Annotated in this window: 11 protein-coding genes; 5 read left to right on the forward strand and 6 right to left on the reverse strand. The window is 63.2% G+C overall.

Going from position 1 to position 19730, the window contains the following annotated elements:
- Nucleotides 1–113: 113 nt before the first annotated feature.
- The 4 genes from C4J88_RS11235 (at nucleotide 114) to C4J88_RS11255 (ending at nucleotide 9197) form a co-directional block, all read left to right on the forward strand.
- Nucleotides 114–1412: an MdtA/MuxA family multidrug efflux RND transporter periplasmic adaptor subunit gene (locus tag C4J88_RS11235; protein ID WP_124406937.1), complete on the forward strand. Its 1299-nt coding sequence runs from the start codon at nucleotides 114–116 to the stop codon at nucleotides 1410–1412.
- On the forward strand, nucleotides 1409–4510 hold the full coding sequence (locus C4J88_RS11240; protein ID WP_124406938.1) for an MdtB/MuxB family multidrug efflux RND transporter permease subunit: 3102 nt from the start codon (nucleotides 1409–1411) through the stop codon (nucleotides 4508–4510). The genes C4J88_RS11235 and C4J88_RS11240 overlap by 4 nt, the downstream gene beginning before the upstream one ends.
- A complete protein-coding gene (locus tag C4J88_RS11245; protein WP_124406939.1) occupies nucleotides 4507–7614 on the forward strand; it encodes an efflux RND transporter permease subunit in 3108 nt (1035 codons plus the stop codon). Before C4J88_RS11240 ends, C4J88_RS11245 begins: the two co-directional genes overlap by 4 nt.
- A 155-nt stretch (nucleotides 7615–7769) precedes the next feature.
- Nucleotides 7770–9197: an efflux transporter outer membrane subunit gene (locus tag C4J88_RS11255; RefSeq protein ID WP_124406940.1), complete on the forward strand. Its 1428-nt coding sequence runs from the start codon at nucleotides 7770–7772 to the stop codon at nucleotides 9195–9197.
- 182 nt (nucleotides 9198–9379) lie between these two features.
- Here the strand turns inward: C4J88_RS11255 and C4J88_RS11260 are convergent, their stop codons facing one another.
- From C4J88_RS11260 to xylA, 4 genes are all read right to left on the reverse strand, one after another.
- A complete protein-coding gene (locus C4J88_RS11260) occupies nucleotides 9380–10516 on the reverse strand; it encodes a sugar ABC transporter permease (protein WP_124406941.1) in 1137 nt (378 codons plus the stop codon).
- Nucleotides 10517–12073 carry a D-xylose ABC transporter ATP-binding protein gene (gene xylG / locus C4J88_RS11265; RefSeq protein ID WP_124406942.1) on the reverse strand — a complete coding sequence of 519 codons (1557 nt, stop codon included), beginning with the start codon at nucleotides 12071–12073 and terminating at the stop codon, nucleotides 10517–10519.
- Nucleotides 12070–13071, reverse strand: coding sequence for a D-xylose ABC transporter substrate-binding protein (xylF, locus tag C4J88_RS11270; protein ID WP_124370398.1), 1002 nt, complete (start codon nucleotides 13069–13071; stop codon nucleotides 12070–12072). Before xylF ends, xylG begins: the two co-directional genes overlap by 4 nt.
- 169 nt (nucleotides 13072–13240) lie before the next feature.
- Nucleotides 13241–14557: a xylose isomerase gene (gene xylA, locus C4J88_RS11280; protein ID WP_124366686.1), complete on the reverse strand. Its 1317-nt coding sequence runs from the start codon at nucleotides 14555–14557 to the stop codon at nucleotides 13241–13243.
- Nucleotides 14558–14696: 139 nt separating this feature from the next.
- Here xylA and C4J88_RS11285 point away from each other — a divergent pair, with 139 nt between their 5' ends.
- A complete protein-coding gene (locus tag C4J88_RS11285; RefSeq protein WP_124403895.1) occupies nucleotides 14697–15872 on the forward strand; it encodes a XylR family transcriptional regulator in 1176 nt (391 codons plus the stop codon).
- Here the strand turns inward: C4J88_RS11285 and C4J88_RS11290 are convergent.
- On the reverse strand, nucleotides 15869–17134 hold the full coding sequence (locus C4J88_RS11290; RefSeq protein WP_124406943.1) for a carbohydrate porin: 1266 nt from the start codon (nucleotides 17132–17134) through the stop codon (nucleotides 15869–15871). The genes C4J88_RS11285 and C4J88_RS11290 overlap by 4 nt on opposite strands.
- A 57-nt stretch (nucleotides 17135–17191) precedes the next feature.
- Nucleotides 17192–19600 carry a glucose/quinate/shikimate family membrane-bound PQQ-dependent dehydrogenase gene (locus C4J88_RS11295; protein ID WP_124406944.1) on the reverse strand — a complete coding sequence of 803 codons (2409 nt, stop codon included), beginning with the start codon at nucleotides 19598–19600 and terminating at the stop codon, nucleotides 17192–17194.
- Between the last annotated feature and the right edge of the window lie 130 nt (nucleotides 19601–19730).

A 19730-nucleotide genomic window follows, 5' to 3' on the forward strand; every position in this document is an offset into this window, starting at 1 on the left:
AAGATCATCAGTTAAAAGTTGTAAGCCCAAGGTAAATAGCCGGTAAAGGTGCTTTTCTAAACGCACCCCAGTGCTTATCTTTCAGCCTCCCAAAGAAGAAGCTCTCGCGCCCAATGGTTGATCACTCCATGCAATCCTCCCCCCGCAACTCCCGTCGCTGGCTGTTCGGCCTGCTCGTGCTGCTGGTTATCGCCGGCCTGTGCTGGAAGTTCTGGCCCGGCAGCGCGGCCCATAAGGACGCTCCGGCCGGGCACACCGGTAAAACCGGCATGGCGCGCCCGGGTTTCGGCGGTGCTACCGGCCCGATTCCGGTGCGTGTAGCGTCGGCGGCGCTGGGGGATTTTCCGGTGTACTACAAGGCGTTGGGCACGGTGACGGCGCTCAACACCATTAATGTGCGCAGCCGGGTGGGCGGTGAGCTGGTGAAGATCGCCTTTGAAGAAGGGCAGATGGTCAAGGCCGGCGACCTTCTGGCGGAAATCGACCCGCGCAGCTACCAGAACGCCTTGCTCCAGGCCCAGGGCACGTTGCTGCAGAACCAGGCCCAGTTGAAAAACGCCCAGGTCGACGTCGAGCGTTATCGCGGCCTGTATGCCCAGGACAGCATCGCCAAGCAGACCCTGGACACCGCCGAAGCGCTGGTCATGCAGTACCAGGGCACGGTCAAGACCAACCAGGGCGCGGTCGAGGATGCCAAGCTGAACCTTGAATTCACCAAGATCCGCGCGCCGATTGCCGGTCGCGTCGGCCTGCGTCAGCTCGATGTCGGCAACCTGGTGGCCGCCAACGACACCACCGCCCTCGCGGTGATCACCCAGACCCAGCCAATCAGCGTGGCCTTCACCCTGCCGGAAAATACCCTGGAAACCGTGCTCGCCCGTTACCACGCCGGCAATAAACTGCCGGTGGAAGCCTGGGACCGTGGCGACGCGAAAAAGCAGGCGGTGGGCGTGCTGCAAAGCCTGGACAACCAGATCGACGTGACCACCGGCACCCTGAAATTCAAGGCGCGCTTCGATAACAAGGATCAGGCGCTGTTCCCCAATCAGTTCGTCAATGTGCATCTGCTGGCCGACACCCTGCACAACGTGGTGCTGGCACCTTCCGCTGCGATCCAGTTCGGTAACAACGGCACCTTCGTCTACAAGCTCGATGGCGACAAGAAGGTCAAGGTCCAGCCGCTGGTGGTGGGCGATACCGATGGCGACAACACCGTGATCAAGCAAGGCCTCGCGGCGGGTGATCGGGTGGTCATGGAAGGCACCGACCGTCTCAAGGACGGCAGTGAAATCGAAGTGGTCAACGACAGCAGTGAAGTGCCGACCACCCCGACCGAACACCTGCAAGGCAAGCCCGCGGCAAAAGGGGAGACCGGTACTGACGCCGGCAAGGCGCAAAAGGTCGGCGCATGAACCTGTCGCGCCTGTTCATCCTTCGCCCGGTCGCCACCACGCTGAGCATGCTGGCCATTGTATTGGCCGGCCTCATCGCCTATCGCCTGTTGCCGGTGTCGGCCTTGCCCCAGGTGGACTACCCGACGATTCGGGTGATGACGCTGTACCCCGGCGCCAGCCCCGACGTGATGACCAGCGCAGTCACCGCGCCGCTGGAGCGCCAGTTCGGGCAGATGCCCGGCCTGACCCAGATGGCGTCCACCAGCTCCGGCGGCGCGTCGGTGCTGACCCTGCGCTTCAACCTCGACATCAACATGGATGTCGCCGAGCAACAGGTACAGGCCGCGATCAACGCCGCCACCAACCTGCTGCCCAAGGATTTGCCGGCGCCGCCGGTGTACAACAAGGTCAACCCGGCGGATACCCCGGTACTGACGTTGGCCATCACCTCCAAGACCATGCTGCTGCCCAAGCTCAATGACCTGGTCGACACGCGCATGGCGCAAAAGATCGCGCAGATCAGCGGTGTCGGCATGGTCAGCATCGCCGGTGGCCAGCGCCAGGCCGTGCGCATCAAGGTCAACCCCGAGGCCCTGGCGGCCAACGGCTTGAACCTGTCGGACGTGCGCACTTTGATTGCCGCGTCCAACGTCAACCAGCCCAAGGGCAATTTCGACGGCCCCACCCGGGTGTCGATGCTCGACGCCAACGACCAGTTGGTCTCGCCCCAGCAATATGCCGAACTGATCCTGGCCTACAGCAACGGCGCGCCGCTGCGCCTTAAAGACGTGGCGCAAATTGTCGACGGCGCCGAAAACGAGCGCCTTGCCGCCTGGGCCAATGAAAACCAGGCCGTGCTGCTCAATATCCAGCGCCAGCCGGGCGCCAACGTGATCGAGGTGGTGGACCGTATCAAGGCGCTGCTGCCGAGCATCACCGACAACCTGCCGGCGGGCCTGGACGTGACGGTGCTCACCGATCGCACCCAGACCATCCGCGCGTCGGTGAAAGACGTGCAGCACGAATTGCTGATCGCCATTGTCCTGGTGGTAATGGTGACGTTCCTGTTCCTGCGCCGAGTCAGCGCCACGCTTATTCCATCCATCGCCGTGCCGCTGTCGCTGATCGGCACCTTTGGCGTGATGTACCTGGCGGGGTTTTCGGTCAATAACCTGACGTTGATGGCCCTGACCATCGCCACCGGGTTCGTGGTGGACGATGCCATCGTGATGCTGGAGAACATCTCCCGCTACATCGAGGAAGGCGAGACGCCCATGGCCGCCGCGCTCAAGGGCGCCAAACAGATCGGCTTCACCCTGATTTCCCTGACCCTGTCGCTGATCGCCGTGTTGATCCCGCTGCTGTTCATGGCCGACGTGGTCGGGCGCCTGTTCCGCGAGTTCGCCATTACCCTGGCCGTGGCGATCCTGATTTCCCTGGTAGTGTCCCTCACGCTCACGCCGATGATGTGCGCGCGCTTGCTCAAGCGTGAGCCGAAAGAAGAGGAGCAGGGCCGCTTTTACAAGGCCAGCGGCGCCTGGATCGATTGGCTGATCGAAGCCTACGGGCGCAAGTTGCAGTGGGTGCTCAGGCACCAGCCGCTGACCTTGCTGGTGGCCATCGCCACCCTGGGTCTTACGGTAGTGCTGTACCTGGTGGTGCCCAAGGGCTTTTTCCCGGTGCAGGATACCGGGGTCATCCAGGGCATTTCGGAGGCGCCGCAATCGATTTCCTTTGCGGCGATGAGCCAGCGCCAGCAGCAACTGGCGAAGATCATCCTGGCCGATCCGGCGGTTGAAAGCCTGTCGTCCTACATTGGCGTGGACGGTGATAACGCCACGCTCAACAGCGGCCGCCTGCTGATCAACCTCAAGGCCCACGGGCAGCGCGACTTGAGCGCGACGCAGGTGATCGCGCGCCTGCAACCGGAAATCGACAAGCTGGTGGGCATCCGCCTGTTCATGCAGCCGGTGCAGGACCTGACCATTGAAGACCGTGTCAGCCGCACCCAGTACCAATTCAGCATGTCCTCGCCGGACGCCGAGCTGTTGGCCCTGTGGAGCGACAAACTGGTGCATGCCCTCAGCCAGTTGCCGGAACTCACCGACGTGGCCAGTGACCTGCAGGACAAAGGCCTGCAGGTGTACCTGGTGATCGACCGCGATGCCGCCTCGCGCCTGGGCGTCAGCGTCTCGACCATCACCGACGCGCTGTACGACGCCTTCGGCCAACGGCAGATTTCCACCATCTACACCCAGGCCAGCCAGTACCGCGTGGTATTGCAGGCCCAATCGGGCGAAACCCTGGGCCCGGCCGCGCTCAACCAGATCCATGTGAAGACCACCGATGGCGGCCAGGTACGGCTGTCGAGCCTGGCCCATGTGGAGCAGCGCCAGGCGCAGTTGGCGATTGCCCATATCGGCCAGTTCCCGGCGGTGATGATGTCGTTCAACCTGGCCCCCGGCGTTGCACTGGGCAAAGGTGTGGAGCTGATCAACCAGACCCAGAAGGACATCGGCATGCCGGTCGGCGTGCAGACCCAGTTCCAGGGCGCGGCCCAGGCGTTCGAGGCCTCGCTGTCGAGCACCTTGCTGCTGATCCTGGCGGCGGTGGTCACCATGTACATCGTGCTCGGCGTGCTCTACGAGAGTTATATCCACCCGATCACCATTCTCTCGACCTTGCCCTCGGCGGCGGTGGGTGCCTTGCTCGCCTTGCTGCTCAGTGGCAATGACCTTGGCATGATCGCGATCATCGGCATCATTTTGCTGATCGGTATCGTCAAGAAGAACGCGATCATGATGATCGACTTCGCCCTCGACGCCGAGCGCAACCAGGGCCTGGACCCGCAGACCGCCATCTACCAGGCGGCGCTGCTGCGCTTCCGGCCGATCCTGATGACCACCCTGGCCGCCTTGTTCGGTGCCGTGCCGTTGATGCTGGCCACCGGTTCCGGTGCCGAGCTGCGCCAGCCCCTGGGCCTGGTGATGGTCGGCGGGTTGCTGGTGAGCCAGGTGTTGACGCTGTTCACCACGCCGGTGATCTACCTGTATTTCGATCGGTTGGGACGGCGCTGGCGCAAAGAGCCACAGAGCCTGGAGCCGGTTGAGTCATGAACCTGTCCGGATCGTTCATTCGCCGGCCGGTAGCCACGATGCTGCTGAGCCTGGCGATCATGTTGCTCGGCGGCGTCAGCTTCAATCTGCTGCCGGTGTCGCCGTTGCCCCAGATCGACTTCCCGGTGATCGTGGTGTCGGCCAGCTTGCCCGGCGCCAGCCCCGAGGTGATGGCGTCTACCGTGGCCACGCCGCTGGAGCGCTCGTTCGGTGCGATTGCCGGCATCACCACCATGAGCAGTTCATCGAGCCAGGGCTCTACGCGAGTGATCCTGGCGTTCGATTCCGACCGCGATATCAACGGCGCGGCGCGGGAAGTGCAGGCGGCGATCAATGCGTCGCGCAACCTGCTGCCCAGCGGCATGCGCAGCATGCCCACGTACAAGAAGATCAACCCGTCCCAGGCGCCGATCATGGTGCTGTCGCTGACCTCGGACGTGTTGCAGAAGGGCCAGCTGTACGACCTGGCCTCGACCATCCTGTCCCAGAGCCTGTCCCAGGTGCCGGGGGTGGGTGAAGTGCAGATCGGCGGCAGTTCGCTGCCGGCCGTGCGCATCGAACTGGAGCCCAAGGCCCTCGACCAGTACGGCGTGGCCCTGGACGATGTGCGCAATACCATCGCCAACGCCAACCAGCGCCGGCCCAAAGGCTCCCTGGAAGACAGCGAGCGCAACTGGCAGATCCAGGCCAACGACCAGTTGGAAAAAGCCAAGGACTACGAGCCGCTGCTGATTCGCTACCAGAATGGCGCGGCGCTGCGCCTGAGCGATGTGGCAAAGATCAGCGATGGCGTCGAAGACCGTTACAACAGCGGTTTTTTCAACAATGATTCGGCGGTGCTGCTGGTGATCAACCGCCAGTCCGGCGCCAACATCATCGAGACGGTGCGGCAGATCAAGGCGCAGTTGCCGGCGTTGCAGGCGGTGTTGCCGTCCAGCGTCAAGCTCAACCTGGCCATGGACCGTTCGCCGGTCATCACCGCCACCTTGCACGAAGCCGAAATGACCCTGCTGATCGCCGTGGCCCTGGTGGTGCTGGTGGTGTACCTGTTCCTGGGCAACTTCCGCGCCTCGTTGATCCCCACCCTGGCGGTGCCGGTGTCGCTGGTGGGCACTTTTGCGGTGATGTACCTGTACGGGTTTTCGTTGAACAACTTCTCGCTGATGGCGCTGATCCTGGCCACTGGCCTGGTGGTGGACGATGCCATTGTGGTGCTGGAGAACATTTCCCGGCATATCGACGAGGGTGTGCCGTCGATGAAGGCCGCCTACCTGGGCGCCGAGGAAGTCGGCTTTACCTTGCTGTCGATGAACGTATCGCTGGTGGCGGTGTTTCTGTCCATCCTGTTCATGGGCGGCATTGTCACCAACCTGTTTCGTGAGTTTTCCATCACCTTGTCGGCGGCGATCATCGTCTCGCTGATCGTGTCGCTGACCCTGACCCCGATGCTCTGCGCGCGCTGGCTCAAGCCCCATGTCAAAGGGCACATGACCGGGTTGCAGCGCTGGAGCCACCGCATCAACGAGCGCATGGTCGCCGCCTATGCCACCAGCCTGGACTGGGTGCTGCGCCATCGACGCCTGACCCTGCTCAGCCTGCTGGTCACCGTGGGCGTGAACATCGCGCTGTACGTGGTGGTGCCGAAAACCTTCATGCCCCAGCAGGACACCGGCCAGTTGATCGGTTTTGTGCGTGGCGATGACGGGCTGTCGTTCAACGTGATGCAGCCGAAGATGGAAATTTTTCGCCAGGCCGTGCTCAAGGACCCGGCGGTGCTCAGCGTGGCCGGCTTTATCGGCGGCAACAACGGCATCAACAACGCGGTGATGCTGGTGCGCCTCAAACCTATCGGTGAGCGCAAGGTCTCGGCCCAGGCGGTGATCGAGCGCTTGCGCAAAGAGGTACCGCTGGTGCCGGGCGGTCGTCTGTTCCTGATGGCCGACCAGGACCTGCAGTTTGGCGGCAGCCGCGACCAGACCAGCGCGCAGTACTCCTACATCCTGCAAAGCGGTGACCTGGCCGCGTTGCGCCAGTGGTACCCGAAAGTGGTGGCCGCCCTGCGTGAGCTGCCGGAGCTGACCGCCATCGACGCCCGCGAAGGACGCGGCGCGGCCCAGGTCACGCTGATCGTCGACCGCGATCAGGCCAAGCGCCTGGGCATCGACATGGACATGGTCACCTCGGTGCTGAATAACGCCTACAGCCAGCGGCAGATTTCCACGATCTACGACAGCCTCAACCAGTATCAGGTGGTGATGGAGGTCAATCCCAAATATGCCCAGGACCCGATCACCCTCAACCAGGTGCAGGTGATCACCGCTGATGGCGCGCGGGTGCCGCTGTCGACCATTGCCCATTATGAGAACAGCCTGGCCGATGACCGCGTCAGCCATGAAGGGCAGTTCGCCTCGGAAAACATCGCGTTCGACATGGCGCCCGGCGTCACGGTGGAGCAGGGCACCGCTGCCATCGAACGCGCGATTGCCAAGGTCGGCCTGCCGGAAGACGTGATCGCCAAGATGGCCGGCACCGCCGACGCGTTCGCCGCCACCCAGAAAGGCCAGCCGTTCATGATTCTCGGCGCGCTGGTGGCGGTGTACCTGGTGCTGGGCATTCTGTATGAAAGCTATATTCACCCGCTGACGATTCTGTCGACCTTGCCCTCGGCCGGGGTTGGCGCGTTGCTGTCTATCTACCTGCTGGGCGGGGAGTTCAGCCTGATCTCACTGCTGGGGCTGTTCCTGCTGATCGGGGTGGTGAAGAAAAACGCGATCCTGATGATCGACCTGGCGCTGCAGCTTGAGCGTCATGACGGCATGAGCCCGCTGGAGTCGATTCGCAGCGCCTGCCTGCTGCGCCTGCGGCCGATCCTGATGACCACCCTGGCGGCGATTCTCGGGGCCTTGCCATTGCTGCTCGGCGCCGGTGATGGCGCGGAAATGCGCCAGCCCCTGGGCCTGACCATTATCGGCGGCCTGGTGTTCAGCCAGATCCTGACCCTTTACACCACTCCGGTGGTTTACCTCTATCTTGACCGCGCGCGTCACCGCTTCAATGCCTGGCGCGGCGTGCGTACCGATGCTGCCCTGGACACTGCGCTATGACCGATTCAACCAATCCCTCACCGGTAGGCTCCCGCTTGTTGTGGCGAGGGAGCTTGCTCCCGCTGGGCTGCGCAGCGGCCCCAAAAGCGCCTGGGAGTGCTCCGCCCTCCAGCGGGAGCAAGCTCCCTCGCCACAGCGCGAGTCTCGGCAAGGGTATGAGGGTGCTTACCCTGGTTATCTCTGGTGTGCTACTCAGCGCCTGCGCCATCGGTCCTGATTACCAGCGGCCGGCCGTGGTCGAACCGGCACAATTCAAGCAAGCCCAGGGCTGGCGCCAGGCCAATCCAAGTGATTCCCTGGCCCGTGGCGCATGGTGGGAGCTGTACGGCGATCGCCAACTGAACGACCTGGTGGTACGCCTCAACACCTCCAACCAGACCGTCGCCCAGGCCGAGGCACGTTTCCGCCAAGCCCAGGCACTGGTGCGCAGTGCTCGCGGGGCGTTTTACCCCAGCGTCGACCTGAGCGTCGGTAAAACCCGCGCCAGCCAGGGCACCGGTAGCAGCAGCGCCAGCCTCAGCAGTTCCAGCAGTGGTATCCGCGACACCCTCAATGCGCAGTTGGGCGTGAGCTGGGAAGCCGATATCTGGGGCAAATTGCGCCGAGGCCTGGAGGCCAACGAAGCCAGTGCCGAGGCCAGCTCGGCCGACCTGGCCGCAATGCGCCTGAGCCAACAGTCGGAGCTGGTGCAGAGCTATTTGCAGTTGCGAGTCATGGACGAACAGACACGCTTGTTGCAAGCCACCCTGGACACCTACCAGCGCTCGCTGCAAATGACCGAAAACCAATACCGCGCCGGTGTGGCCGGCAAGGACGCCATCGCCCAGGCGCAAACCCAGTTCAAGACTACCCAGGCCAGCCTGATCGACCTGATCTGGCAGCGTGCGCAACTGGAAAATGCCATTGCGGTATTGATCGGTGAAGCGCCGGCCAATTTCAGCCTGGCCGTGAGCAAAGACATCCCGGCACTGCCGCAGATTCCCGTCGGCCTGCCGTCGCACCTGTTGGAGCGTCGCCCGGATATTGCCTCGGCGGAACGCTCGGTGATTGCGGCCAACGCCAATATCGGCGTGGCCAAGGCTGCCTATTACCCCGACTTGACCTTGAGCCTGGCGGGGGGCTATTCCAGCAGCACCTATGCAGACTGGATCAGCCTGCCAAACCGCTTCTGGTCGGTGGGCCCGAAGCTGGCCATGACCCTGTTCGACGGCGGCCAGCGCTCGGCGGAAGTCGACCGCAGCGTGGCCAGTTACGACGAGACCGTGGCCAAGTACCGTCAGACCGTGCTGGATGGGTTCCGCGAAGTGGAAAACTACATGGTGCAGCTCAAGGTGCTGGCGGACGAAGCGGTAGTCAGCAACGAAGCGCTGGAGGCTGCCCGCGAGTCGTTGCGGTTGACCGAGAACCAGTACAAGGCCGGGTTGATCGCTTATCTGGACGTGGTCACCGTACAGGCGACCGCCTTGAGCAACGAGCGCACGGTATTGACCTTGCTGCAGTCGCGGCTGGTGGCGAGCGTGCAATTGATTGCGGCGCTGGGTGGCGGATGGGACGGCAACACTGCTCGGGTCGAGAAGGATTGACCGCAGACACCGATCGTTTCCGCGCTCCTGCGTGGGACGGTCATCCCCCGTTGCTAGCCTTGGCAATCACCCCGAGGAAAAATGAGGGCAATGTGGGAGGGGCTTGCTCCCGATAGCGGTGTATCAGCTGATGAATATCGACTGGCACTGCGCCATCGGGAGCAAGCCCCCTCCCACAGGGTTCACCGGCGTCCCGCCCGTGTACTCACATCCACCCACACCGCCAGCACCAGGATGCTGCCCTTCACGATCATCTGCCAGTAACTGTCCACATCCAGCATCGACATGCCGTTATCCAAACTGGTAATCACCAACGCCCCGAGCAAGGCGCCATATACCGTGCCCGACCCGCCGCGCATCGAAGTGCCGCCGATGAAGCACGCTGCGATGGCGTCCAGCTCGCCCATATTGCCCGCCGACGGTGAGCCGGCGGCCAGGCGGGCGGTGTTGACTAGGCCGGCGAGGGCGCACATCACGCCCATGATGCCGAAGATCCACAGTTTCACCGCCTGCACGTTGATGCCGGACAGCCGCGTGGCTTCCATATTGCTGCCCACCGCATACACGCGACGGCCGAAGACGGTCTGGCTGGTGACGTAGCTGAACACGCCGAGCAGCACCAGCAGCAGCAACACCGGCACCGGAATGCCGTCATAGCTGTTGAGGGTGGTGACAAACCCGGCCAGCACCGCGCCGATCAGCACCACGCGCAGTACGTCGCGCATCAGAGAGTGCGCGGCCAGGCCATGCAGGGCGCGGTTGCGCCGTTGTTTCCAGGTGAGGAACAGGGTCAGCGCGAACAGCACTGCACCCAGGCCGATGCCCACGGTGTGCGGCAGGTACCCTTGGCCGACGTACACCAGCGACGGCGACACCGGTGCGATGGTGGTGCCGCCGGTGATGCCCAGCAAGATCCCGCGAAACGCCAGCATCCCGCCCAGGCCGACAATGAACGAGGGGATGCGCAGGTAGGCGGTCATGTAGCCGTTAGCCATGCCGATCATCAGGCCACACAACGCCACCAGGCTCAGGTTGGCCAGCAGCGGGATGTGGTACACCACATCCAGGATCGCCGCCAGCCCACCCAGCAATCCGAGCAACGAACCCACCGACAAATCGATTTCGCCGCTGATGATCACCAGCACCATGCCGCACGCCAGGATCCCGGTGATCGACATCTGCCGCAGCAAGTTGGACAGGTTGCGCGGCGTGAGGAAGCCGCCGTCGGTCTGCCAGCTGAAAAACAGCCAGATGAACGCCACGGCGATCACCAGGGCGAGCATTTTGTAGCGGGTGAAAAGGTGTTTGACCTGATTCATCTACGCGGTCTTCCGATCATTGTTATTTTGGCTGAGCGCAGCGGCGAGCACCTGTTCCTGGGTGAGCCCCTGATTGATGAAATCCCCCCGCAGCTGGCCGTCGCCGATCACCAGCACGCGGTTGGACACGCCGAGCACTTCAGCGAGCTCCGACGACACCATGATGATCGACACCCCCTCGGCCGCCAGCGCGCCCATCAGTTTGTAGATCTCATACTTGGCCCCCACATCCACCCCGCGCGTGGGCTCATCGAGGATCAGCACCTTGGGCTTGGCCATCAGCATTTTCGCCAGCACGGCTTTTTGCTGGTTGCCACCGGACAGGCTGGTGATCGGCAGAAACGGGCTGGCGGTCTTGAGGTGCATGCGGGCGATCTGCTGATCGATGCTGCCCAGTTCGGCTTCGGCGTCGATGCGGGTCAGGTGGGCGTAGGTGTCGAGCACCGCCAGGGTGATGTTCTGGCCCACGCCCAGGTCGGGAATGATGCCCTGGCGCTTGCGGTCCTCGGGCACCATGCACAGCCCCGCGCGGATCGACTTGAGCGGCGTGCGCGTGTCGATCACCTGGCCCTCCAGCCATACCTCGGCGCTGTAGCGGCCGGGGTAGGCGCCGAACAGCGCCGACACCAGTTCCGTGCGCCCGGCACCCACCAGCCCGGCGATGCCGAGGATTTCACCGCGCTTGAGTACAAACGAAATATCGTCGACGCGTTTGCGCCTGGGGTTGTCGACGTCGTAGCAGGTGACGTTGCGCGCTTCAAAGATCACCTCGCCCACCTCGTGGGGTTCGGTGGGGTAGAGGTTGCTCATCTCGCGGCCGACCATCTGCGTGATGATCCGTGGGATGTCCATGTCGGCCATGGCGGTGGTCGCTATGTGCTTGCCATCGCGAATCACTGTAATGGTGTCGCACACGGCGGCCACTTCATCGAGCTTGTGCGAGATATACACACAGGCCACGCCCTTGGCCTTGAGGTCGCGGATAATGTCGAGCAGCACCTCGATCTCCGAGCGGGTCAGGGCCGAGGAGGGCTCGTCCAGGATCAGCAGGCGCGCCTGTTTGTTGAGGGCCTTGGCGATCTCCACCAGTTGCTGGTAGCCGCCGCCGTACTGCGACACCGGCAGCGCGACGTTCATGTCCGGCACCTTGAGTTCGCGCATCAACGCCTCGGCGCGGTGCAGCATCGCCGGGTAATTCATGCGCCCACCGGGCAGGGTCAGCTCGTGGCCCATGAAGATGTTCTCGGCCACCGACAGGTCGGGCACCAGGGTCAATTCCTGGTGGATGATGACGATGCCGGCGGCCTCGGTTTCGCTGATCGACTGGGCTTTGAGCGGCTGCCCGTCCCAGAGGATTTCGCCCTCCCAGGTGCCGTACGGGTAGACCGCCGACAGCACCTTCATCAAGGTGGATTTGCCGGCGCCGTTCTCGCCACACAGGCCGACGCATTCCCCTGGCCGTACCTTGATGTCGATGCCGTCGAGGGCGTTGACACCGCCAAAGCTTTTGACGATGCCGTTCATTTGCAGCAAGTAGTCGGCGGCCATGGCGGTCATTGCCCGGCGATCTGCTCTTTGGTGTAGAACCCGTCCTTCTCCAGCACGTCGATATTGGCCTTGGTCAACGGCGTCGGCGTGAGCAGGATGGTGTCGACCTGCTTGCTGCCATTGTCGTATTGCGAGCTGTAGGTGGGCTTTTCATTGCGCGCCAGCTGCACCGACAGTTTGGCCGCCTCGGTGGCGATCAACTTGAGCGGCTTGTAGACGGTCATGGTCTGGGTACCGTCGATCACGCGCTTGATCGCCGCCAGGTCAGCGTCCTGGCCGGAAATCGGCACCTTGCCCGCCAGCTTCTGCGCGGCCAGGGCCTGGATCGCACCGCCGGCGGTGGCGTCGTTGGAGGCGACGATGGCGTCGATCTTGTTGTTATTGCGGGTCAGGGCGTTCTCGACAATGCTCAGCGCCTCTGTGGGGTTCCATTCCTTGACCCACTGCTGGCCGACAATCTTGATATCGCCCTTGTCGATGGCCGGCTGCAGCACTTTCATCTGGCCTTCGCGCAGCACCTTGGCGTTGTTGTCGGTGGGCGCGCCGCCGAGCAGGAAGTAATTGCCCTTGGGCGCCGCTTGCAGCACGCCGTTGGCCTGCATTTCGCCGACCTTTTCGTTATCGAAGGAGATGTAGGCGTCGATGTCCGCGTTGAGGATCAGCCGGTCGTAAGACACGACTTTGATCCCGGCCTTCTTGGCTTCGGCGACTGCGTTGGTCAACACCGTGGCATTGAACGGCACGATAACGATCACGTCGACGCCACGGGAGATGAGGTTTTCGATCTGCGAGATCTGCTTCTGCTCGTTGGCATCGGCCGATTGCACGAACACCTTGGCATCGAGCTTTTCCGCCGCTGCGACGAAGTAATCGCGGTCTCGGGACCAGCGCTCCAAGCGCAGGTCGTCGATGGAAAAACCGATTTTCGGGTGCGCCGAATCGGCCATCACCGGCAGGGCGAGCAGGGCCAGGGCGGTGGCGAGCAGGGTACGTTTGAATGACTTCATGGTGGTGCGTCCTTTTATTGTTGTTGGAAAGACACTGTGGCGAGGGAGCTTGCTCCCGCTGGGCTGCGAAGCAGCCCCAAAACCAGACACCTCGGTATATCAGGTAAACCGCAGAACCTGTAGACGGGGCCGCTTCGCGACCCAGCGGGAGCAAGCTCCCTCGCCACAGTCAGGTGTAGATAAATCGGTTCACAACACCCTCCAGCATCTCCTGGCGCCCACTCACGGCCTGCGGGTCCAGTTCGTTGGCGAACGCGTGTTCGGCCAGGGATTGCAGGCTGAACTCGCCCGCCAGTACGGCTTTGCCCAGCGGCTGGTCCCAGCCGGCATAACGCTGGTCCTTGAACTGCTGCAGCCGGTCGTTCTGCACCATCGCCGCCGCGCGTTCCAGGGCCAGGGCCAGTACATCCATAGCCGCTACATGGCCGTGGAACAGGTCCACATCGTCCAGGCTCTGGCGGCGGACTTTGGAATCGAAATTGTAGCCGCCGTTCTTGAACCCGCCGGCCTTGAGAATCTCATAGGTGGCCAGGGTCATTTCCTCGACGCTGTTGGGGAATTGGTCAGTGTCCCAGCCGTTCTGCGGGTCGCCACGGTTGGCGTCGATGCTGCCGAAAATCCCCAGGGACACGGCGGTGGCGATCTCATGATGAAAGCTGTGCCCGGCGAGCGTCGCGTGGTTGGCCTCGATGTTCACCTTGATCTCGTGCTCCAGGCCGTACTCATGCAGGAAGCCGAACACCGTGGCGCTGTCGTAATCGTACTGGTGCTTGGTCGGCTCCTGGGGCTTGGGCTCGATCAACAGGTCGCCCTTGAAGCCGATCTTGTGTTTGTGTTCCACCACCATGCGCATGAACCGGCCGAGCTGTTCCCGCTCGCGCTTTAGGTCGGTATTGAGCAGGGTTTCATAGCCTTCACGGCCGCCCCACAGCACATAGTTGGAGCCCTTGAGCCGCAGCGTGGCATTCATCGCGCTGAACACCTGGGCAGCGGCGTAGGCGAACACCTCTGGGTCGGGGTTACTCGCGGCACCAGCGGCAAACCGCGGGTTGCTGAAGCAATTGGCGGTGCCCCACAGCAGCTTGATACCGGTCTGTTCCTGATGACGCTCCAGGTGATCGACCATCTGCGCAAAGTGGTTGCGATATTCCTTGAGCGAGCTGCCTTCGGGCGCCACATCGGTGTCGTGGAAACTGTAGTAATCGATGCCCAGCTTGGAGAAGAACTCGAAGGCCGCGTCCGCCTTGCCGATGGCCAACTCCATCGGGTCACCGCTGCGCTGCCACGGTCGCTTGAAGGTGCCCACGCCAAACATATCCGCCCCTGGCCACACAAAGGTGTGCCAGTAACAGGCGGCCATGCGCAGGTGCTCGCGCATGGGTTTGCCGAGGATCAACTTGTTGGCGTCGTAGTGGCGAAAGGCGAGAGGGGCATCGCTGGCAGGACCTTCGAAGCGAACCTGCTCGACACCGGGGAAGTACGGCATGGCGTTTTCCTTATTGTTCTTGGCGGTGTCTGGATACTAGCAACGGCACTGGGGCTGCTGATTATGAAAATCACCAAGGGATGGTGCGATTTTGTGCAGTCAGGTCTAGTCTGTCTCAACTGGCCCCAGGACAAAAACAATGAAAACCCTACCGCCCGTTCACCGCATCGCCTTGCTCTTCAACGGCAGCAAAATCTACGACCGCGGCATCATCGCTGGCATCGGCAATTACCTGAGCAGCACCCGCGCGTCCTGGGATTTGTTTCTGGAGGAGGATTTCCTCTGCCGGTTGCGCGGCATCGAGCGTTGGCAGGGCGACGGCATCATCGCCGATTTCGATGACCCGCTGATCGGCGAGGCGTTGGCCGGGAGCCGAATACCGGTGGTGGCGGTGGGCGGTTCGTATGAGGACGCCGGCCAATACCCCAAGGGCATTCCCTATGTGGCGACCGATAACCACGCCTTGATGAAGTTGGCCTACGAGCACCTGATCGAGGCCGGGCTGACGCGGTTTGCCTGTTTCAGCCTGCCCGAAGCCCAGGCCAATCGCTGGGCCCAGGAGCGTGAGAAGGCCTTTCGCCGCTTGATGCAGCGCGATGGCCTGCACGTCGAGGTGTACCGTGGCCTGGGCACCAGCGCGCCGTTATGGGACAGCGCGGTGGAGCAGCAGATTGCCTGGCTGCACAGCCTGCCCAAGCCCATCGGCATTATTGCGGTGACCGATGCCCGCGCCCGGCAACTGCTGCAAGCTTGCCTGACGGCGGGCATTGCAGTGCCTGAGGAAGTGGCGCTGATCGGTATCGACAACGACCCGCTGACCCGCACCCTGACGCGGGTGCCGCTCAGTTCGGTGATCCAGGGCACCGAGACCATGGGCCGCACCGCCGCCGCGCTGCTGCACCAGATGCTGCATGGCAAACCCTGTGCAGGTACGCAGGTGCTGGTGCCGCCGGACGCGATCAACGTGCAGGCCTCCAGCCTGCATCAACCCTTGGGCAATCCCTATGTGATGCAGGCCCTGCTGTTCATTCGCCAGTATGCGTGCCAGGGCATCAAGACCGCGCAGGTGGCGGCGTATGTCGGGGTGTCGCGTTCATCGTTGGAGTCGCACTTTCGCAAGGTGCGCGGGTGCAGCGTGCACGATGAGATCCTGCGCTTCAAACTTGCCGCCGCCGCCAAGGGCCTGGAAAACCAGGCGTTGGCGATTGCCGATATCGCGCAGACCTGCGGGTTCACATCGGCGCAATACCTGCACACGGTGTTTCGTCGCGAGTACGGGTGTACGCCGAGGCAGTACCAGCAAGGCGCGGCTTAGAACACCGCCTTGACTTGCAAACCCAGGATCAGTGCATTGTCGATGCTCTGCCCGGAAAACGCGCCCGGTTCGATGATGTATTGCACGTCCGGCCGCAGGGTCAGCCAGGGCGTGGCCTGATAGCCATAACTGAGTTCGATCAACTGCTCGGCGCTGTCGAGGCCAGGGTAGGGGCGGTCGGCATTGAACGCGGCAAGCGCCTGCACGTCGCGACTGCGCGGGTTCGGCATTGCGCGGCCATAACCCAGGGCGACGGTGTCACGCGGGCGGCCCTCGAACGGTTTGTACAGCACCACTCCGGCGCCATACCACTTGCTGAACGGCGACGCCGCCTCGCTGGCCGCCGAATACTGACCGAAGGCGTGCAGGCTGCGGCCCTGGGATGACCGGGAAGCCCACACGGCCTGGTCGATCAACAGGTAATGGCCGCCGCGACCGCTGACCTCCTTATCACTGCCGATGCGTTTCACATCGGAGCTGTCGTAGTAGTAACCCAGCTTGTATTCCCCCGGCAGGCTGCCGGCGTGTTTGTAGATCAGCTCGATGGGCACCACGGTACCGGTGGTGTGCTTGGGCCCCAGGTGCCAGGCGCGGCTGGAATTACCGTTGCTGGACGGGTCGACATTGAACGCCGCCACGCGCAGTTGCCAGCTCGGCGAAAAGTCATATTTAACCCGCGCGCCCAGGTGCGCATTCGGGTAGTTGGCCCAGCCGCTGCCGCCCGACATGTTCAGCGGATGCCCGCAGAAACCGGCGTTCATGAAATTGCACAGGATGCCGCTGTCCAGGCCGCCGAGGTCGTTGCCCATGGCCATGTAGCCGAGCTTGACGTTGAGCGCCGGGGTGAACAGCGTGCGCTCATAGCTCAGTTCGGTGAGGCGCGTATACAGGCCGCCATAATTTTCCTGGATCGGCAGGCGGTTGCCCACCAGGTCATCGGAGGCGCTGTTGCCGCGCCGGTCGTTGATGGTCAGCTGGATGCGGTCGCCATGGGTGAAACCGTAGAGCTTGCCCAGGTCGAACTGCACACCGAGTTTAAGGTTCTGCGAATAGCGCGCCGAGCGATGCTGGCCGCCGTGGGCGTTGTAGGCGGTCTCGCCGCTGTAGTCGCCGGTAAAACGCACGCCACGTTCGTCGAGTTCACGGCGCAGGCCGCCCCAGTCGCCGGTCAGGGTGGTGTCGTTGGCCTGGACGGGCAGCGCGGCAGCAAAGGCCAGGCCCAGCACCAGGCGCCCAAGGGCGATATGAGAAGTAGGGTTCATGCGGGGATTTTCCAGACACAAAGCGCGGTGCGGGCGCACCGCGCGAACAGAGGGTGGTTACGGCAAGGCGTAGGCGATCACGTAGTCGCCACGGTCGGTGGACTGGCGCGCACCGCCAGCGGTGACGACGATGTATTGCTTGCCGGTTTTCGGCGACACGTAGGTCATCGGGCCGCCCTGGCTGCCGACCGGCAGGCGGGCTTTCCAGATTTCATCACCGTTGCCGCTGTTGAAGGCGCGCAGGTAGAAGTCCTGGGTGCCGGCGATGAAGATCAGGCCACCCTGGGTCGACAGCGTACCGCCGAGGGTCGGCAGGCCTACTTTGATCGGCAGGTGCATGCGGATGCCCAGGGGGCCGGTGTCTTCAACGGTGCCGACCGGTACTTGCCAGGCGATTTTTTGCGTCTTCATGTCGATGGCGGTCAAGGTGCCGAACGGCGGTGCCTGGCACGGAATGCCGGCCACCGACAGGAAGCGGTTCTTGTTCACCGCATACGGCGTGCCCTTGAGCGGCACGGCGCCCATGCCGGTGTTCAGCGCTTCACCCCCGGAGGCGGCCAGGGCCTTGTTCTGCGATGGCACCATCTGGATCCACAGGCCCAGGCGCATGTCGTTGACGAAGATAAAACCGTGCACCGGGTCGGTGGAAATACTGCCCCAGTTCATGCCGCCCAACGAGCCCGGGAAGCTCAAGGATTTATCGGTACCCGGCGCGGTGTACAGGCCGTCGTAACGCATGCCCTTGAAGTCGATGCGGCACAGCAACTGGTCATACGGCGTGGCGCCCCACATGTCCGATTCGGTCAGGGTCTGCGCGCCGATCTGCGGCATGCCCACTGATTTGGGCTGGGTGGGGGAATACGGCTCGTTGGGAATGTTCGCGGCTTTCACCGGCACTTCCTGCACGTCGGTCAACGGCTTGCCGGTGGCGCGGTCGAGCACGTAGATCTGCCCGGCCTTGGTGCCGATCACCACCGCGGGTACCGCCTTGTCGCTGCCGGGCGGGGTGAAATCGATCAGGCTCGGTTGCATCGGCAGGTCGAAGTCCCACAGATCATTGTGAACCGTCTGGTACACCCATTTCTCTGCGCCGGTGGAGGCGTCCAGCGCCAGTACCGAAGCGCCGTATTTATGATTGAGCTCGGTGCGCTCAACACCGTAGATGTCGGTGGACGAGCTGCCCATCGGCAGGAAAACCGTGTTCATCAGCGGGTCATAAGACATCGGCGCCCAGCTGTTGGGGGTGCTGCGCACGTAGGTGCTGCCGTCGGCCGGCGCCTGCTTGTCTTGCGGGTTGCCGGGGTCGAACGCCCAGCGCATCTGGCCACTGATCACATCGAAGCCACGGATCACGCCGCCCGGCATATCGGTTTGCACGTTATCGGCCACGCGCCCGCCGACCACCACGGTAGTGCCGGCCATCAAGGGCGCCGAGGACAGCTGGTAGTAGCTGTCCGGGACATTGCCCAGCCCGGCTTTCAGATCTACCTGGCCGTGGTTGCCGAAGTCTTCGCAGAACTTGCCGGTGTCGGCATCCACGGCGATCAGGCGTGCATCGATGGTGTTGGTCAGCAGCCGACGCTGGCATTGCGCACCGGCGGGCACGCTGGCGGCGATCACCGGCGAACTGTTCGGTTGGGTCGGCTGGGCAATCGGCGCAGTCGCGTCGAAGTAGGCCATGCCACGGCATCGCTGCCACACCGCCGATTGGGCATTGATCTGGTTCTTCCACAGCTCCTTGCCGGTGTCGGCGTCCAGCGCGATGAGGTTGTTGTGCGGGGTGCAGATGAACACTTTGTTGCCGATCTGCAGGGGCGTCAGCTGGTCTTCGGCGCCGTTGCCGTCGCTGATGGCCACGTCACCGGTGCGGTAGGTCCAGGCGACTTTGAGCTTGTCGATGTTGTCGCGATTGATCTGGTCCAGCGCGGCGAAGCGGCTGCCGCCTTCGGTGTTGCCGTAGTGTGCCCAGTCTTTCTGGGCATCGGCCGCAGCCACCGGGGTGATGCCAGGGCCGGCACCGGTCGGCGCTACGCTTGGGTGAGCGACGAACATATTGCCCGCCGCCACCGCCGCGCCCAGCGCCAGCACGGCAGCAACGCCATACGCGCCCCGCGCCGGTTTGCCGACCAGCAATGGATAGACCAGCGCAACCACGATGCCGATCACCGCGAACATGAACAGTCGCGAGAACAGCGGCCAGTACACCAGGCCTACATCGGCCACGGCCCAGACGGCCGTGCCGACCAGGAACGCGGCGAACCACCAGGCGCCCGCCGGCTTGCGCCGGGCAATCAACAGCCCGGCAATGGCCATGACCACGCCACCGACCAGGAAGTACCAGGAACCTCCCAGGCTGACCAGTTTGGCGCCGCCGACAGCGAGCGCAAGGCCGAGCAGGGCGATGATCACGCCCAGGCCCAGCAGAAGAAAACGTGAGACGCCAGCGGCGCGCGATGCTCGTTTCATGTCGAAAAGACTCGAGTGAGAGAGGGCAAAGCGCGATTTTAGCAAGATAAGTAACCAGTTAGTACATTGTGCAGCGCAATAGACTGTTACCGATGCTGCGATGATGGGCGCAGGCCAAAAGAATGTGGAG

It is taken from the genome of Pseudomonas sp. R4-39-08 (assembly GCF_003852275.1).
Taxonomy (GTDB): Bacteria; Pseudomonadota; Gammaproteobacteria; order Pseudomonadales; family Pseudomonadaceae; genus Aquipseudomonas.

What these genes read in the sequence shown, in the direction of transcription:
- C4J88_RS11235 (WP_124406937.1), top strand. Translation starts at nt 114, where the DNA reads ATGGTTGATCACTCCATGCAATCCTCCCCCCGCAACTCCCGTCGCTGG.
- C4J88_RS11240 (WP_124406938.1), top strand. Translation starts at nt 1,409, where the DNA reads ATGAACCTGTCGCGCCTGTTCATCCTTCGCCCGGTCGCCACCACGCTG.
- C4J88_RS11245 (WP_124406939.1), top strand. Translation starts at nt 4,507, where the DNA reads ATGAACCTGTCCGGATCGTTCATTCGCCGGCCGGTAGCCACGATGCTG.
- C4J88_RS11255 (WP_124406940.1), top strand. Translation starts at nt 7,770, where the DNA reads ATGAGGGTGCTTACCCTGGTTATCTCTGGTGTGCTACTCAGCGCCTGC.
- C4J88_RS11260 (WP_124406941.1), bottom strand. Translation starts at nt 10,516, where the DNA reads ATGAATCAGGTCAAACACCTTTTCACCCGCTACAAAATGCTCGCCCTG.
- xylG (WP_124406942.1), bottom strand. Translation starts at nt 12,073, where the DNA reads ATGACCGCCATGGCCGCCGACTACTTGCTGCAAATGAACGGCATCGTC.
- xylF (WP_124370398.1), bottom strand. Translation starts at nt 13,071, where the DNA reads ATGAAGTCATTCAAACGTACCCTGCTCGCCACCGCCCTGGCCCTGCTC.
- xylA (WP_124366686.1), bottom strand. Translation starts at nt 14,557, where the DNA reads ATGCCGTACTTCCCCGGTGTCGAGCAGGTTCGCTTCGAAGGTCCTGCC.
- C4J88_RS11285 (WP_124403895.1), top strand. Translation starts at nt 14,697, where the DNA reads ATGAAAACCCTACCGCCCGTTCACCGCATCGCCTTGCTCTTCAACGGC.
- C4J88_RS11290 (WP_124406943.1), bottom strand. Translation starts at nt 17,134, where the DNA reads ATGAACCCTACTTCTCATATCGCCCTTGGGCGCCTGGTGCTGGGCCTG.
- C4J88_RS11295 (WP_124406944.1), bottom strand. Translation starts at nt 19,600, where the DNA reads ATGAAACGAGCATCGCGCGCCGCTGGCGTCTCACGTTTTCTTCTGCTG.